Annotated in this window: 11 protein-coding genes; 3 read left to right on the forward strand and 8 right to left on the reverse strand. The window is 26.5% G+C overall.

Features of this window, described 5'->3' with window-relative positions; all coding sequences use genetic code 11:
- Positions 1 to 61 precede the first annotated feature (61 nt).
- Positions 62 to 976, forward strand: a complete 915-nt coding sequence (locus ACPKM0_RS12405; protein ID WP_472476395.1) for a DMT family transporter — start codon at positions 62 to 64, stop codon at positions 974 to 976.
- Here the strand turns inward: ACPKM0_RS12405 and ACPKM0_RS12410 are convergent.
- Entirely contained in the window at positions 952 to 3,723 is a 2,772-nt protein-coding gene (locus ACPKM0_RS12410) for an ATP-binding response regulator (RefSeq protein ID WP_472476397.1), read from the reverse strand. The genes ACPKM0_RS12405 and ACPKM0_RS12410 overlap by 25 nt on opposite strands.
- 140 nt (positions 3,724 to 3,863) lie before the next feature.
- Here ACPKM0_RS12410 and citC point away from each other — a divergent pair, with 140 nt between their 5' ends.
- Positions 3,864 to 4,898: a [citrate (pro-3S)-lyase] ligase gene (gene citC, locus ACPKM0_RS12415; protein ID WP_472476399.1), complete on the forward strand. Its 1,035-nt coding sequence runs from the start codon at positions 3,864 to 3,866 to the stop codon at positions 4,896 to 4,898.
- On the opposite strand, the gene citG is transcribed toward citC, so the two are convergent.
- From citG to ACPKM0_RS12450, 7 genes are all read right to left on the reverse strand, one after another.
- Positions 4,850 to 6,250, reverse strand: coding sequence for a triphosphoribosyl-dephospho-CoA synthase CitG (gene citG / locus ACPKM0_RS12420; protein ID WP_472476401.1), 1,401 nt, complete (start codon positions 6,248 to 6,250; stop codon positions 4,850 to 4,852). The two genes, citC and citG, sit on opposite strands and share 49 nt — an antisense overlap.
- A gap of 106 nt (positions 6,251 to 6,356) precedes the next feature.
- Positions 6,357 to 7,301: an ABC transporter permease gene (locus ACPKM0_RS12425; protein WP_472476402.1), complete on the reverse strand. Its 945-nt coding sequence runs from the start codon at positions 7,299 to 7,301 to the stop codon at positions 6,357 to 6,359.
- Complete coding sequence (locus tag ACPKM0_RS12430) at positions 7,301 to 8,386, reverse strand: ABC transporter permease (RefSeq protein WP_472476404.1); 1,086 nt, start codon at positions 8,384 to 8,386, stop codon at positions 7,301 to 7,303. Before ACPKM0_RS12430 ends, ACPKM0_RS12425 begins: the two co-directional genes overlap by 1 nt.
- Positions 8,379 to 9,896 (reverse strand): ABC transporter ATP-binding protein, encoded by a 1,518-nt coding sequence (locus tag ACPKM0_RS12435; RefSeq protein WP_472476405.1) that lies wholly within the window; start codon positions 9,894 to 9,896, stop codon positions 8,379 to 8,381. The genes ACPKM0_RS12430 and ACPKM0_RS12435 overlap by 8 nt, the downstream gene beginning before the upstream one ends.
- Positions 9,897 to 9,954: 58 nt before the next feature.
- Positions 9,955 to 10,989 carry a BMP family ABC transporter substrate-binding protein gene (locus ACPKM0_RS12440; RefSeq protein ID WP_472476407.1) on the reverse strand — a complete coding sequence of 345 codons (1,035 nt, stop codon included), beginning with the start codon at positions 10,987 to 10,989 and terminating at the stop codon, positions 9,955 to 9,957.
- Between the two features lie 50 nt (positions 10,990 to 11,039).
- Positions 11,040 to 11,543 carry a nucleoside deaminase gene (locus ACPKM0_RS12445; RefSeq protein WP_472476409.1) on the reverse strand — a complete coding sequence of 168 codons (504 nt, stop codon included), beginning with the start codon at positions 11,541 to 11,543 and terminating at the stop codon, positions 11,040 to 11,042.
- A gap of 199 nt (positions 11,544 to 11,742) precedes the next feature.
- Positions 11,743 to 14,439 (reverse strand): response regulator, encoded by a 2,697-nt coding sequence (locus ACPKM0_RS12450; RefSeq protein ID WP_472476411.1) that lies wholly within the window; start codon positions 14,437 to 14,439, stop codon positions 11,743 to 11,745.
- A 347-nt stretch (positions 14,440 to 14,786) separates the two neighbouring features.
- Here ACPKM0_RS12450 and ACPKM0_RS12455 point away from each other — a divergent pair.
- Positions 14,787 to 15,893 (forward strand): IS1634 family transposase (locus tag ACPKM0_RS12455; protein WP_472476413.1); only part of this gene is annotated, 1,107 nt, incomplete at its 3' end.

A 15,893-nucleotide genomic window follows, 5' to 3' on the forward strand; every position in this document is an offset into this window, starting at 1 on the left:
TAAAATTATTATTTATTGCTATTTATTAAATAATAAATTATATTTTTCCAAAGGGAATTCAATGAATAATTCAAAAACAACAAATCGTATTTTATTATGTTTCTGTATGCTTCTATGGGGCAGTTTAGGTTTGTTTACTCGAAATATAAATTTATCAGGTATAGAACTTGCATTTTCACGTGCTTTTTTTTCAATACCTATTCTTTTTATTTTTAGAAAAATTAAAAATAATAAAAGATCTAAAATACCTAAAAAGATTTTTCTTTATTATTTATTTTCAGGAGCTTTAATAGGCTGTGCTTGGACAGGTCTGTTCAACGCTTACGAATATACTACAATATCTAATGCTGTTCTAATTTATAATATGTGTCCAGTTTATGTAATTATACTATCTCATTTTTTATTGAATGAAAAAATAACAGTAACAAAAATAATTACAATTTTAGGTTGCTTTGGAGGCTTAATATTATTAATTAATAATGAAATTGATTTAACTTCAATATCTGCTAGTGGAGTAACATGGGCATTATTCTCAGGTATGATATATGCAATTATTGTTATAATGAATAAAAAAGCTAATTCATTTAACATAAAAATTGATTCAATTACAATTACATTAATTCAATTTTTAGGTGCTACAATTATCTTACTACCATCACAATTGCTTAATAATTCTTTTACGCATATTATTAACCTTAATTCAAAAGAAATCTCACTATTAATTATATTAATAGTTTTACATACAGCGTTTACCTATATTATCTATTTCGAAATGTATAAAAGACTCAGTGCAATAGAAATAGTATCTTTTAGTTATCTAGAACCGCTATTTGCTATATTTTTATCAATTTTAGTATTAAGAGAATCCATGTATACCAATCAAATATTAGGTGGATTATTAATCCTTGGATTTACTTTCTATGGTGAATTCTACAAATCTAATAAGAAAAATCAGCTTTCATTTTCTGAAAAATAACTATACAAAATATTAAACAATTTTTTAGTATCAATAGGTTTAGCTAAATGATTATTCATTCCGGCTTTCAATGATTTTTCTTCATCTTCAGCATAGGCATTAGCACTAAATGCAATAATAGGTGTTTTCTTATCAAATTTTCTTATTCTCTTAGTAGCTTCAATTCCATCTAATATTGGCATTCTTATATCCATTAAGATTGCATCATATTTATTTGACATAACTTTATTAACAGCGTCTTCTCCATTATAAGCAATATCTACATTTATCATTTTTTTCTCTAATATCTTCTTTGCTATTTTTAAATTTATTTCAGTATCATCACAAACTAACATTTTCTTATCAATAAAAACAGAATCATCACTATTATTAATATCAATAGTTCTATCATTTTGTACATGATTGTTTACTAATTTATATTCAATACTTATAGTAAAGGTTGTCCCCTCACCTAAAACACTTTCACAATTTATTTCACCATTCATTTGGTCAATTAAGTTTTTACTAATATTTAATCCTAACCCGGATCCACCCTCATCTTTACTAAGAGTATTCACTTCCTTAGAAAATGGAGAGTATAGTTTATTTTTTATAAACTCTTGACTCATTCCAACACCAGTATCTCTAATTGTTGAAATTATTCTAATCTTATTATTTGCTACTAATTCATACCAATTATCCCAATAAATGCTTCCTCCTTTAGGAGTATATTTAATAGCATTATTTAAAATATTAACATAAATCTGTGAAATTCGTTTTTCATCAGCAAAGATTCTTGTCACTACATCTCTACACTTATTTGTTATATTAAAATCAATATCCTTTTCTTCTATTTTATTTTCTATCACTGTAATTATTCTTTTTACTACTTTACAATAATCAACTATAGAATAATTAAATTCAAAACAATTACTTTGTAATTTTTGGCTATCTAAAATATCATCAATTAGACTAAGCAAATAAGTAGAAGAATCATTAATATCAATAAAATAAGATTTTAAGTTCTCATCTTTCTCTTCATTTATTCCAAAATTAGATAATGCAATTACAGCACCTAAAGGTGTTCTCATATCATGACTCATTCTAGCTAAGAAAATACTCTTAGCTTGATTAGCCTCAATTGCAGATTGTTCAGCATTTATTAAATCTTGATTTGTTTTCTCTAATTCTTCACGTTTACGCTTATTAGCTAGATAATAAATTATAAAAAAGAATACTAATATTACTATAAAAATGCCTAAATATTCTAATCTATGTGCTAAGAAAATATCAAACATTGTTATATTATAAGTAATATTAGAAATATTATATTCAATTATGTTATTAAGATTTTCTTTTTTTAACCGAACTAATGATTTATTAATAATATTAGCAAGGATTTCGTTATCTTTTTGAACTATTATATTGATATTTGAATCAAATAATGATGTAGGATATCTTGTTAAATTTTTATTTTTTTCTTTAGAACTTAAATAATTAAAGCTATAACTAGTATCTATTAAACAATCGACATCACCCTTTAATAACATGTCATATCTTTCTTCTATATTTGGTTCATATTTTATTATCCAATTAGGATAATACTCTTTAACAAATACATCAGACAAACAACCTTCTCTTGTTAATACAACTCTATTAGTCTCTCCTTTTAATAAGATATCACCTTTATTTACAATTAATTCCATAGGTATTTTCATTATAGAATTACAAAAAATATAATTATTATCATCACCAACAATTCTTATACTATCTAAACCAATAGCAACTTGACATTCATTATTCTCGACAATGCTTTGCAATGTTTTATTTTTGGGTGTAACTAGCATTTGAATATTTAAACCAGATATTTCATTAATTGATTTAATAATATCTGGAAATATTCCTATAATTTCGCCTGTATTTGATAGAGAAGAAAAGACATTTTTGTCTCTAATTGTACACGCTTTTATTTTCGGATCAGAATTAATATATTCAATTTCATCTCTTGATAATTCAGTTGTAATGGCTCTTGGGTAGTATTCGTAATAAAGAGATGAATACTCAACACTTGAAGAGCTTAAAAATTGTGATAAAGCATTATTAATAATTGAAGATTCATTTTTTCTTGTTATATAATATGTAGGTAATGCATAAAAACGATCTAAAACAGTTAAATCATCTTTTAGTGCACCAATTCCAAAAGTACCTAAATCAATTTCTCTATTATATAATGCATCACGAATTTCTTGAACTGTATTAAAAGCAATAAAAACAGGGTTAACAATCTTTTCTCCTAAATACTCTAAAATAGGTTTTATTGTATCACCTCTATCTAAATACCCTATCTGTTTACCTTCCATTAATTCATATTCTTGATATGTATAATCGCTTTGATAATTTACTAATACTGCATCTACATGTCTTACCATTATTTCAGAATATTCATATTTTTGTGCAATATCATCAGTAAATAAAGAAGACATTATAGCATCTACTTCATAATTATTTAAAGCTTCTAAAGCCTCTAATTTATTGTCAAATACTAAAATCTCAGTTTCATATGGTAAATAATTAGCTATTTCTTTAAATAGATCAGGTTCAAATCCTGAAACCTTTCCATTTTCCCCAATGATCGCTGTATTAGCATTATTCCATACACCAAATTTATATACTTTATGTTCAGTATCTGCCCATATATTAGTAAATGTTGAAATTACAATTATTAGTATGATTAATATAATAGTTATCTTTCTAATTCTTTTGTTCAAAATTAAACTCTCCAATAATATTATGAAATATTTTTTTTAATTTCTCAAACAATTTTATTAATTAATGACAAATATCTTTAATTATATTCCTAATAATTGTTAAATTTATAATATATGTGTGCTATTATAATAACTAAATTATGGATAATTCATACAATATAAAAATAGGAAAACCTTTTAAAAATTTTAACTTAGAAAAACTTATCTCATTTTTAGATAAAAATGGAATAACTTATGATAATAAAATAACTTATACAATTATCATTTCAGATTCTGCTAATAACGTAATTGCAACAGGTTCATTAGATCACAATATAATTAAATGTGTCGCTGTTGATAATACACATAGAAATGAAAATTTAACTTCAACTTTAATGACAAATTTATTAAATGAGTCTATAAACTCAGGATATGATAAACTCTTTATTTTTACAAAAGTTAAAAATGAAACAATTTTTAAACAATTTGGTTTTTATACAATAGAAAAAACCGATAAAATCTTATTAATGGAAAACAAAAAAAATGGATTTAATAATTACTTAAAAGAAATTATCAATAATACCAAAAGCTTTGATATAAAAGAAAACGATAAAATAGGTTGTATCATTGCTAATTGCAATCCATTTACTAATGGTCATTTATACTTAATAACAGAAGCAGCAAAACAATGTGATTTCCTTCATGTTTTTATATTAAGTGGTAATAATGACTATTTTACAGAAGAAGAAAGATTTCAATTGGTAAAAAAAGGACTTTCGAAAATACAAAATATTATTTTGCATAGAGCAAAAGAATATATATTATCCCCTTTAACTTTTCCAACTTATTTTTTAAAAGACTCAATACAAACAACTAGTATAAATTGTGAACTAGATATAAATATTTTTCTAAACAAAATTGCTCCAACATTAAATATTAAATATAGATTCGTAGGAACAGAACCAAAGGATTTAGTAACTAACTCTTATAATCAAGAGCTAATCAATCATTTAAAAGATTCACCTGTAGAATTAATTATACTAAAAAGAAAAGAAGTAAATAACACTGTAATTTCTGCAAGTACAGTAAGAAAATTTATTGATGAAAAAAATATAAATGAGATTAAAAATTTTGTTCCTAATTCAACTTATGAATTTATTAGATCAAAATTCTTCACAAATTTAGATTCAAAGTAATATATAAAATAGATTAATGCTAATAGGTCTGCACTTCCTCCAGCACTTATATTCTTTTCTATAAATTCTTTATCTAATTGAGTAATAAAATCTAACTTTTTTCGTCCATCTATTTTGCTCATTTGTTTAATTTTAGTTTTTATTTCTAGTAAAACATTATAATTAGATCTAGAAATAATATTAGTATCATTTATTTCTAAAATAATATCTAGCAACACAAAACAACCACTATCATTTATAGAATAGCCGCTACTAATATAAGAATTATATTTATTAGATAATTTATCTAAAACTACTTCAAAACCATTAATTGCTTCACCTCTCACTCCTAGTATTCCATATTGTAAAAATATTTTCTCTCCATTAGATAAAATATCTTTATCCTTAATTAACTTAAAATCATCAATAAAGTCTTTAGATAAATCTTTAATAGTTTGAATTAGTATTTGCTTAGAATAATTACTTTTTGAATATAGCCAACCAAGTGAACATAAAATTAATGAATATATAAAAATGGAACCTTTATGTGTATTTATACCTTTTGTTTCATTAATCATAGCTTTTTCTGCTTCAATACCTAACTTTCTTAATTGTGGTAATAATTGATTTATATTAGTTGATTTATTTTCAAATCCCAGTTTAAAAAAATCATAAAAAAAAGGTTTTAAAACTTTCGCACTATTTATAAAAAGATTAATATCCATATCTTTATGTGAACCATTATTATTTAAATCAACTAATCCAGGTTTAGGCGTTGTTTTTACTTCTAATATTAAACAGTTCATTGCTAACTGAGATAAATCATTTGCCATTTTTTCAGCAAAATAAGATATCATTATTTCAATTTCTTTATCAATTAATTCAGTCACACTATGATTTCTACTACGACTACAAAGAAAGACTGGATTATCACATAAAATACACTTTCTACCTTCTAAATTTAAATCTTCACGTGATATTTTTAAACCATTATTACTAATTACATCAATATCAAACAATCTTCCCAAAGAAGAAGTATCTTCAATTTCTGATAGCTGTTTTTTTATAAATTTATGATCAACATCTAAAACATAATATCCTTCATATCCACAATTACTTTTATTTATATGATGATATAATATTTCACAATTACATAAATTAAGTTTATCTAAAATTAAAGAGTTACCTTCATAAAATGTCTTTATTGATAAATTAAAGACTTTTATAGGGCCTACAATGTTTAATGACAATATAATTATTGTTTTATTGTATTCTTTAATTAAATCGTTTATTAATTGTTGACGATTATCTCTCAATGCTAATATGTCATTTAAAGATACAACATTATTTGATAGATACTTATTTTTTGCCATAATTTCACCGTATTCTTATATTAATATATATTCAAGATCATTAAGTAAAATAATAAAAGGCCAACTATACTATTGTACAATTGACCCTTTATAATTTATTGCTTAACTAAGTTCGTTTTTCTCTATCAAAAGCAACACCTAAAGCAGAAGGTTGTTGTTTCTTCTTATCTCTAGAAAAAGCTAAAGTTAATATTACTAATACATATGGTAGCATAACTGCAAATTCATATGGGAAGTTAATTCCTTGCCCTTGTAATGCCAATTGAAAACTTTGTGCTAATGAGAACAATAAAGCTCCCCACATTATTTTAATTGGATCCCAGTGACCAAAATAAACTAATGCAACAGCAATAAATCCTCTACCAGCTATCATTTCATCACTGAACATCTTAGCTTGACAAAGCGATAAATAAGCTCCTGCTAAACCTGCTAATGCACCACCAACAGCTAATGCTTGGAATCTTACTCTATTTACATTTATTCCCAAACTATCTGCAGCTCTAGGGTATGTCCCAACAGCTCTAACTCTTAAGCCCCAAGGAGTTTTAAATAACACATATACTGATAATGGTACTAAAAGAAATGCTATATAAACTAATAAATTATGGGAAAATAAGATTGGTCCTACAATTGGAAGATTTGATAAAAAAGGTATATCTAAATTACCAATTCCTGGAATACTTTGTGTACCCCCAACAAAATGTCTAAACAATGTACCAGCAGCTCCTACACAAAACATTTGCATACCAATACCTGCTATACCTTGTTTAGCTTTAAATGTGATAACAACAACACCAAAAACAAGACCTAAAAGAGCACCAATACCAATACCAGCTAGAATTCCTAAAACATTATATATTGAAGAAGTTGCACCACCATGACCAGCTAAATATGGTACTAACATACCTACAAAAGCGCCCATAGCCATAATACCTTCACAACCAAGGTTAAATATACCTGATCTTTGGTTAAACATTTCACCGATACTTGCAACTAATAGTGCAACACTAAATGGGATCCCTAAGGCTAATATATTTACTACAAAATCCATTATTTAGCCTCCTTATTTTGGAATTTTTTCCATATTTTATCCATTAAATATTTATCATTCATAACTTGTTGAGCAGCTACAATAACTAAAATAATGATACCTTCTAATACTTGAACCATATTTGCAGGAACACCAACAATTCTTTGTGTCATGTCAGCTCCAACTAATAATACTCCAAAGAAGAATGAAGCAGGTAATATTCCAGCTGGATGTAATCCACCAAATAATGCTACTACCAAACCAGAGAACCCATACCCACTTGTTACACCTTCAATTGCTCTATGATGAACACCTAATATTTCAACACTTCCTGCAATACCTGCAAATGCACCTGAAATTACCATAGAAATTGTTACAAAGAATGCTACTTTTATACCACCGTATTTTGCAGCTTTAGCACTTGCACCAGCAGCTCTTAATTTATAACCAAAAGAAGTTTTCCATAATAAGATATAAATTAAAATAGCTAAAACAATTACAAGAAATATACCTGAATGTAATCTTGTTCCTCTAATTAACCTAGTTAACCATACTGATTTTTCTAATCTCATTGATTGAGGAGTTCCACTACCCATAGTTAACTCAGCAGGGTCGATCATTGGTCCTCTTAAAAAGAAAGTATAAAATTGTGCAGCTATATAATTTAACATAACAGTTGATAACAATTCACTAACTTTTAACTTTGCTTTTAATATACCTGGAATAAAGCCCCATAAAGCTCCTCCCAACATACCAGCAATTATAATAAGAAAGATATTTAAAGGTTTTGGAATATTATAAAGAGTTAAAGCTGCAGCTGTTGCTGTTAAAATACCAATAGCCATTTGTCCTTCAGCACCAATGTTGATTGTTCCAGATCTATAAGCAACAGTAATACCTAATGCAATTATGGATAAAGGAATAGCTCTAATTATTACTTCAGTTAATTGAATCTTATTCTTTAATGGTTCTGTTAATATAACAAAATATGTTTGAAAAACATTTGCATTTATTGTAATTAAGATAATTGAACCTATTAAAAAAGTAGCAAGAATTGCAATTAATATAATTGAAGTTTTATATAAAATTTTAAATTGTCTAGTCATTGCTTACTCCTGCCATTAACATACCTAATTCTCTTCTTGTTGCTGTTTTAGCTGGAAGAACTTTTTGGATATGTCCTTTAAAAATTACTGCAATATTATCTGAAAGATTAATAATTTCATCTAACTCTTCACTAATTAATAATATACCAACACCATTTCTTCTCATTTCTAATAATTTAGAGTGAATAAATTCTGCTGCACCCATATCCAATCCACGAGTAGGATAAACGGCTATTAAAAATTTAGGTTTACGAGCAATTTCTCTTGCAAGAATAACTTTTTGAATATTACCACCAGATAGAGCACCTGCACTTATTGAAGTATTAACACAACGAATATCAAATTGTTCTCTAAGAGTTTCAGCATTATCATTAATAGATTTATTATTAATAATTTTATGTTTTGAAAATTTATCAGTTTCAATATCTTTTAATATCAAATTTTCTTTGATTGAAAAAGAAGGAACAATACCTTCAGTATTTCTATCTTCAGGAATATAACCCATACCTTGTTCAATTATATCAACAGGAGGTAAGTTTTCAATATTATTATTGAAGAATAATATTTCACCTTTATCTACTTTTCTTAATCCATTTATAATTTGAGCTAATTCTAATTGGCCATTACCAGAAACACCAGCAAGTCCCATTATTTCTCCAGCTCTAATTTTTAAATTTAAGTCATTTAAAGCTAAATAACCTCTAATACTTTTTACATCAACGTTATTTAACTCTAGAGCATAATCTCCAAAATTTTGTTCTTCATTATTTTCTGGCATCTTTACTTCATGACCAGTCATTAATGCTGCAATATCAGATGAACTGTATTCATCTGTATTACCATAAAATACTATTTGACCATGTCTTAAGATAGCTACTTTATGAGATAACTCTTTAACTTCCTTTAATTTATGAGATATAAATATCATCGGAAGTTTCTTATTCATTGTTTTTAATAAAGCAATTAACTCATCAATTTCTTGTGGAGTTAATGCACTTGTTGGTTCATCAAGAATTAAAAATTTAGCGCCTAAACATAAAGTTTTAACTAATTCAACCTTCTGTTGCTCACCAACAGATAATTGCCAAATATATGCTTCAGGATCAACAACTAGTTCATATTTATCACCAATTTCTTTAATCTTATTAACAACTAAATCCATATCAATCTTTGTAGATTTCCAAGCTTGCTTCATCCCTAAAGCAATATTTTCCTTAACTGTTAAGTTTGGAACAAGCATGTATCTTTGATGAACCATACCAATCCCACATTCAAATGAATCATTAGGAGATGTAAAGCATACCTTTTGCCCATTTAAAATTATACAACCATCATCACATTGATAAAGTCCCATTAAAACATTCATCAATGTTGTTTTACCAGCTCCGTTTTCACCAACTAGAGCAAAAATTTCACCTTCTTTAACTTCGATTGTAACTTTATCTAAGGCTTTCATACCGGGGAAAGTCTTAGTAATATTTTCCATTCGAAGGCTAGTAATTTTATTCATAATACACCTTAGAAAAAAGAGCACCTATGATAATAGATGCTCTATCACTATTAAAATTTTATAATTGTGAATAATCTACACTCTTCCAATCAACTGAGTTAGAATTATTTACAAATTCAGAAATTTTTGCTTCAACTGTAGCTTTTACTTCAGCACCATAAACATCTTCTAAAGCTTCATTAAATCCAAAGATAAATCCACCATTAGCAAAGTTCATTGGTACACAGTATCCACCCTTAACATCATTTTGAACGTTTTTAACTAAAGAAATAATTACTGGAGCATAATCATAAGATGATGCAGCTAAACATTTCATTTGACCTTCTTCCATACCTAATTGAGCTAAATCTTGACCGACCCACCAAATTTCATCATTAGGGAAATCAGCTGTTGCTCTTAAAGCTCCTAAAGCTTGTTGTGATGAACCTGTTAATACATCAACACCTGCTTTAATTTGTGATTGAGCTACTTGACCAGCTTTAATATAGTCTGAGAAAGAACCTGTATGAGCTACCATAACTTTTACATCAGGGTTAACACTCTTTGCACCTAATACAAAACCTCTGTTATAACGAGCTGAGTCACCACCATCAACTGGTCCAACAACACCTAAAACTTGTTTGTTAGATACTGAAGCTGCAATAATACCTGATAAGAAACCTGTTTCTTCACTTTCTGGCATATATGTAACAACATTATCAGGACCAACTTCAGCACTTGTTCCAAAAGCAAAAGTAACATCTGGATATTCATCTGCCATTTCTAAAATCAAGTTCTTATATTGTGCACCATGACCAATGATAATATCATAACCATCAGCAACATATTGTCTTGCTGCAGAACCTGCATCAACAGGTTTCATTTTTTCACTGTAATTATATTCAATAACACCAGGAAGTTCTTCTTGAGCACCAAGAATACCATCATGCATTGCTTGACACCAACCTTTATCATCAACAGTATTTTCTACTATTAATGCAACTTTTACTTTTCCATCATCTTCTTTAGCACTAGCTTCTTCACTACCACCTTGAGCAAATAAAGGTGCTGATAAAGCAACTAAAACTAAACTAATTAATAAAGTCTTTTTCATATTTCTCTCCTCTATAAAATAAAACTATTTTTAAAAAAGGGTATCCCTTTCTAATTCCAAAAATTTATATGATCTCTTAATATTGCTTCTTTAAGTTTTTCATCATTAGTTGGCCCACATACGATCATTTTCCTTTGACCATGTTCTAATACATTGTCACATGGTAAATTAAAAGTTGGGTTTTCACTATGATTACTTGTGCATTCTAATAACTGCTCTTCAGTTAATCCAAACACAATTCTTCCAACATTTGTCCAATATACTGCACCCGTACACATTACACATGGTTCAAAGTTAGTATACAAACTACATGATTCTAAGAATTCAGGACTATATTTTTTGCCGGCTTCTATCATTACTTGAGTTTCAGCGTGTAAACAAGGACTTAAATCCTTACTATTTCCTTTTTCAATTAATATATTACCATCTTTATCTGCTAACAAAGCTCCAAAAGGATGACAACCTCTTTCAACAGCTTCATGAGCAATCCTAACTGTTTCATATAAAAGAATTATATCTTTCTCATTTAATTCTTTTTTTATAACATTTTTCATACAATCTCCGTTGAAAATTATTATACCATATTCGACATATAAAACAACAAAATTATAAGCTTTTTAAACCTATTGTAACTATAGATAAAACTGTATTTTTTTATACAAAAAAAAGCCGTTTGTTTACCTATATTTATATATTATTTATATATTTATAAATATTCTATACTAATTTTTACTTATAAATAAATATCGATTATTACAGCAATTTTGTCAATAAGAAATATAATTCTTCTTTTTTTATTGGTTTAGCTATATGAGCATCCATTCCGGCTGAAATACTACGATTTATATCATCAGAAAAAGCATTTGCACTTAATGCAATAATTGGAATTTTTTTATCTTTTTTTCTAATTTCTTTAGCTGTTTCGATACCATTTAATATAGGCATTCTGATATCCAATAACACAGCATTGAAATTAACTTTCTTCATTAACTTTAATCCTTCATAGCCATTTTTTGCTACAAAAACAACAGCATTTTTGTCTTCAAGAATTTTCTTTACTATAATTTGATTAATTAATATATCTTCACAAATAAGAATTTTTTTACCTTTAAAATCTACATCTTGAATAGAATAATTATTATCATCTAAATATTTTTGTATTTCTGCTTTTGTTGGAATTTCTCTTGGAATAGTAATAATAAAAGTCGTTCCTTGATTTATATCTGAATTACATTCAATAGTGCCATTCATTGAATCTACTAATCTCTTAGAGATAGCAAGACCTAAACCAGTACCACCTTCAACATCAGATAAAGGATTATATTCTTTAAAAAAAGGTTCATACATATGCTCTTGGAACTTTTTGCTCATTCCGACACCATTATCTTTTATTGTATGAACTACCACTGGATTATTGAATTCATCTTCCTTAATTAACATTGTCCATTCTATTTTACCACCAGGGTGAGTATATTTTACGGAATTAGTTAATATGTTAATTAATAGTTGCTTCATTCTTTTTTCATCGAGTAAAACATACTGATTACTTATTTTTTGTTCTTTAGTAAAAGTAAATTCTATATTTTTATCATTAGCTTTAGGTCTTATAATACTTTCTACAGACTTTGCCGTATTTCCAAACATATTTACTTTTTTATTCAATTCTATAGAATCATTTTCTATTTTTTGAAAATCTAAAATATCGTTTACCAATGATAATAAATACTGACCATTTTCATTAATTAGTTTGTAGAAATTATTAAAATAAGAATCTTTACATTCTTCTTTTCCAAAAGAGGATAGGCTGATTATTGCACCTAAAGGTGTTCTCATATCATGACTCATTCTTGATAAGAAATCTGATTTACTCTTATTAGCTTTCACAGCTTCTTGTTTAGCTTTAGCATACTGTTTATTGATTTCTCTAAGTTTTTCGTTTTTTTCTTTTTCTTCTTTTGATAAATCAGTTACATCATAAATTACAGTAAATAAACTATTTTCGTCATCTCTAAAACCTAAACTTCTTTTATATCGAATTTCACCATTAATATCTAATTCATAAGTTGTTGAATAAGCCTCATTCTTTACAAGAATCTCTCTATCAATACATTTTGTTAATCTCTTATCTCCTGATGTACTAATTACCTTCATTCTCTTATGAACATGATCTTCAAAACCTTTAAACGAATATCTAGAAAAGCCAATAGGGAATTCTAAGAAATTTTCCTTCCTTGCAAAAACAATCATTTCTTTTGTACTCATATCTTGACGGGTAACAATTTCATTTTGATATGAAACTATAGCGTTAAGCATTTTTTCAAGCTCAAGCCTATTTGTAATATCATATACATTTATGATTAACAATGTCTTATCAGTTGTTGGATCTACTAAAAAATGGTATGTAGATCTAAAATGCTGGATATTATTATTTATCTTTTGTTGATATTCTATACTAGCCGTTTTATTAAAGTTAAAATCAGAAAGGATATTTTCAAAATTGAAAAAAGCTTTAAACTTCTTTCTATTTTCTTCTCCATAAATATATGGATAATAAAACTCAATTATTTCATCAAAGGTTTTATTCTTAAAATCTATTTCTGTAGAATTTAAATAATAAAATTCAATTTTTTTGCTTTCAACATCAAAGCAAAATAAAGAGCCTATATCTACTTTCGAATTTTGTTTATATTCAATTAATGATTTGTATAATTCAAACAAATGTTGATCTTTCTTATATTCTGTAATATCGGTAATATAAACAATATAGGCTTCTTTATTTTCCCAATATACATTTGACATTTTAATTTTATATATATTTTTGGTACCTAATTTTTCAACTTCAAATTCATTTTCATTATTATCATTTATTATAGGACAACCTTTACATATTTTATTTGTATTTCTAAAATACTGATGACAGGTAATTTTGTTTTTTGATAAATCTATATCTTTAAAAACTTTTCTCGCAACTTTATTTAAATAAACAATTGATAAATCTTTTTTTGCTAATATTGCAACAGAATTTGTACTATTATCTGCAATCATTAATTGCTGCTTTTGCATTAATGAAGAAAAATCTTCATCTTGAAAAATACTTTTAGAGATATTTGAATATGAATAAATTATTTCATTTTCATCATGTTTCTTTGCAGATATATTAATTAAATTTATAGAACCATTTTCTTTATTGATGTATCTAACAATAATATTAAATTCATTTATAATATTATTAATTAATTGAGATTCTTTTTCATTTATCCAAAACTCATCTGTAGAAAAAAGATATTTATTATTCTCATTGTTTAATTTATTAATGGCATCTTTTTCATTTAAATTAAACTCTTTACAAAATTGCTCAGAGACAATTTGATGCACTATTTTATTCATATCAACTTTAGCTACTGAAATAGCTAGTGGAAATAAATTATAGTCTCTTTTATTCTCATACAAAATAAGGCCTCACAAATAAATACAATTTTGTTATTTTATAAGAAAATTATACCATCCTACATATTATACTACAATAAAAATAGGGGCATAAATAAACAAAATAATTTAAATACTAAATGAATAATTCTTCTTTTCTAATATTATTCACCGGAGTTTGACAGTTAGTTAAATATCAAAGCACCTCAAGTACAGCATATAAATAACGATAAATAAGAAGTTAGGTATTAAACTTCTATTTTTTTAAAATAAATCATTTACATATATTTGTAGGCGTTGTGAACGTTGACAAGTTTTATAGAATATAGTAGAATGTAAAGTGTAATAAATTAACATTTGAGAGGCTTGTTATGTATGTAAGTATTCTTCCTGAGAAAAAAAGTGGCAAACATTTAATGATTGTTAGAGAATCTTATAGAGAAAACGGTAAGGTTAAACAAAGAATTATTAAAAGATTGGGTTATGCTGAAGATTATAATCACCTATATGATGATCCCATTGCCCATTTTAAAGAGGAATATAAATTAAAGTCTCAACAAGCTAAAGATAAGAATAAAAAAACAACTATTGAAATTTCTGTTTTTGAAGAATTAGATGCTTTAAAAAAGGATGATATTGCAACCAATAGAAAAAGCTTAGGTGCTGCTGCTCTCTCTGTTATCTATCATCAATTAGAATTAGATCAATTTGTTAATAATAGAAATAGAAGTAATAATTCTCAGTACAATGCTAATGCAATACTAAAATTATTAGTTTATTCAAGAATTCTTTTCCCAGGCTCAAAATTATCAGCTTACAGTAATAGAGGTAAATTCTTTGAAAAGATGGATTTTTCAGCACAAAATATATATAGATTTATGGATAATTTAATTTCCTGGAAAGATGATTTGTTTGTTCATTTAAATAAAAAGATTATTGAAAAATATAATAGAGATACAACTTTATTATTTTATGATGTAACAAATTATTACTTTGAAGTAAATGATAATGATGAATTTAGACGTAAAGGTGTATCTAAAGAGCATAGACCTAATCCAATAGTTCAAATGGGATTATTTATGGATGATCAAGGAATACCTGTAAATTATCAATTATTCCCAGGCAATACTAATGATTGTAAAACATTAATACCTATGATGGGAGAAACTAGATTAAATCTTGATCTTAGAAATATTATTATTGTAGGTGATAAAGGGATGATGAGTGGAGAAAACATTAGTAGAATTCGAGCACAAAGAAATGGATATGTAATTAGTGCTTCTATTAAAGGAGCTTCTAGCGATTTCCAAGAATTTGTATTAGATCAAAAAGACTACAAATATGTAGAGATACCAGGTGCTCAAAGATATGAAAGTAAAAATTCTATTCTAAATGATAATGGTAACCCCCAAATATTAAAGATTAAAGATATTGATGATGCTGAAAGAGAAATTAATGTTCCAGATATTAGACATGAA

Origin of the sequence: Pleomorphochaeta sp., assembly GCF_050031695.1 — a bacterium.
GTDB lineage: Bacteria > Spirochaetota > Spirochaetia > Sphaerochaetales > Sphaerochaetaceae > Pleomorphochaeta.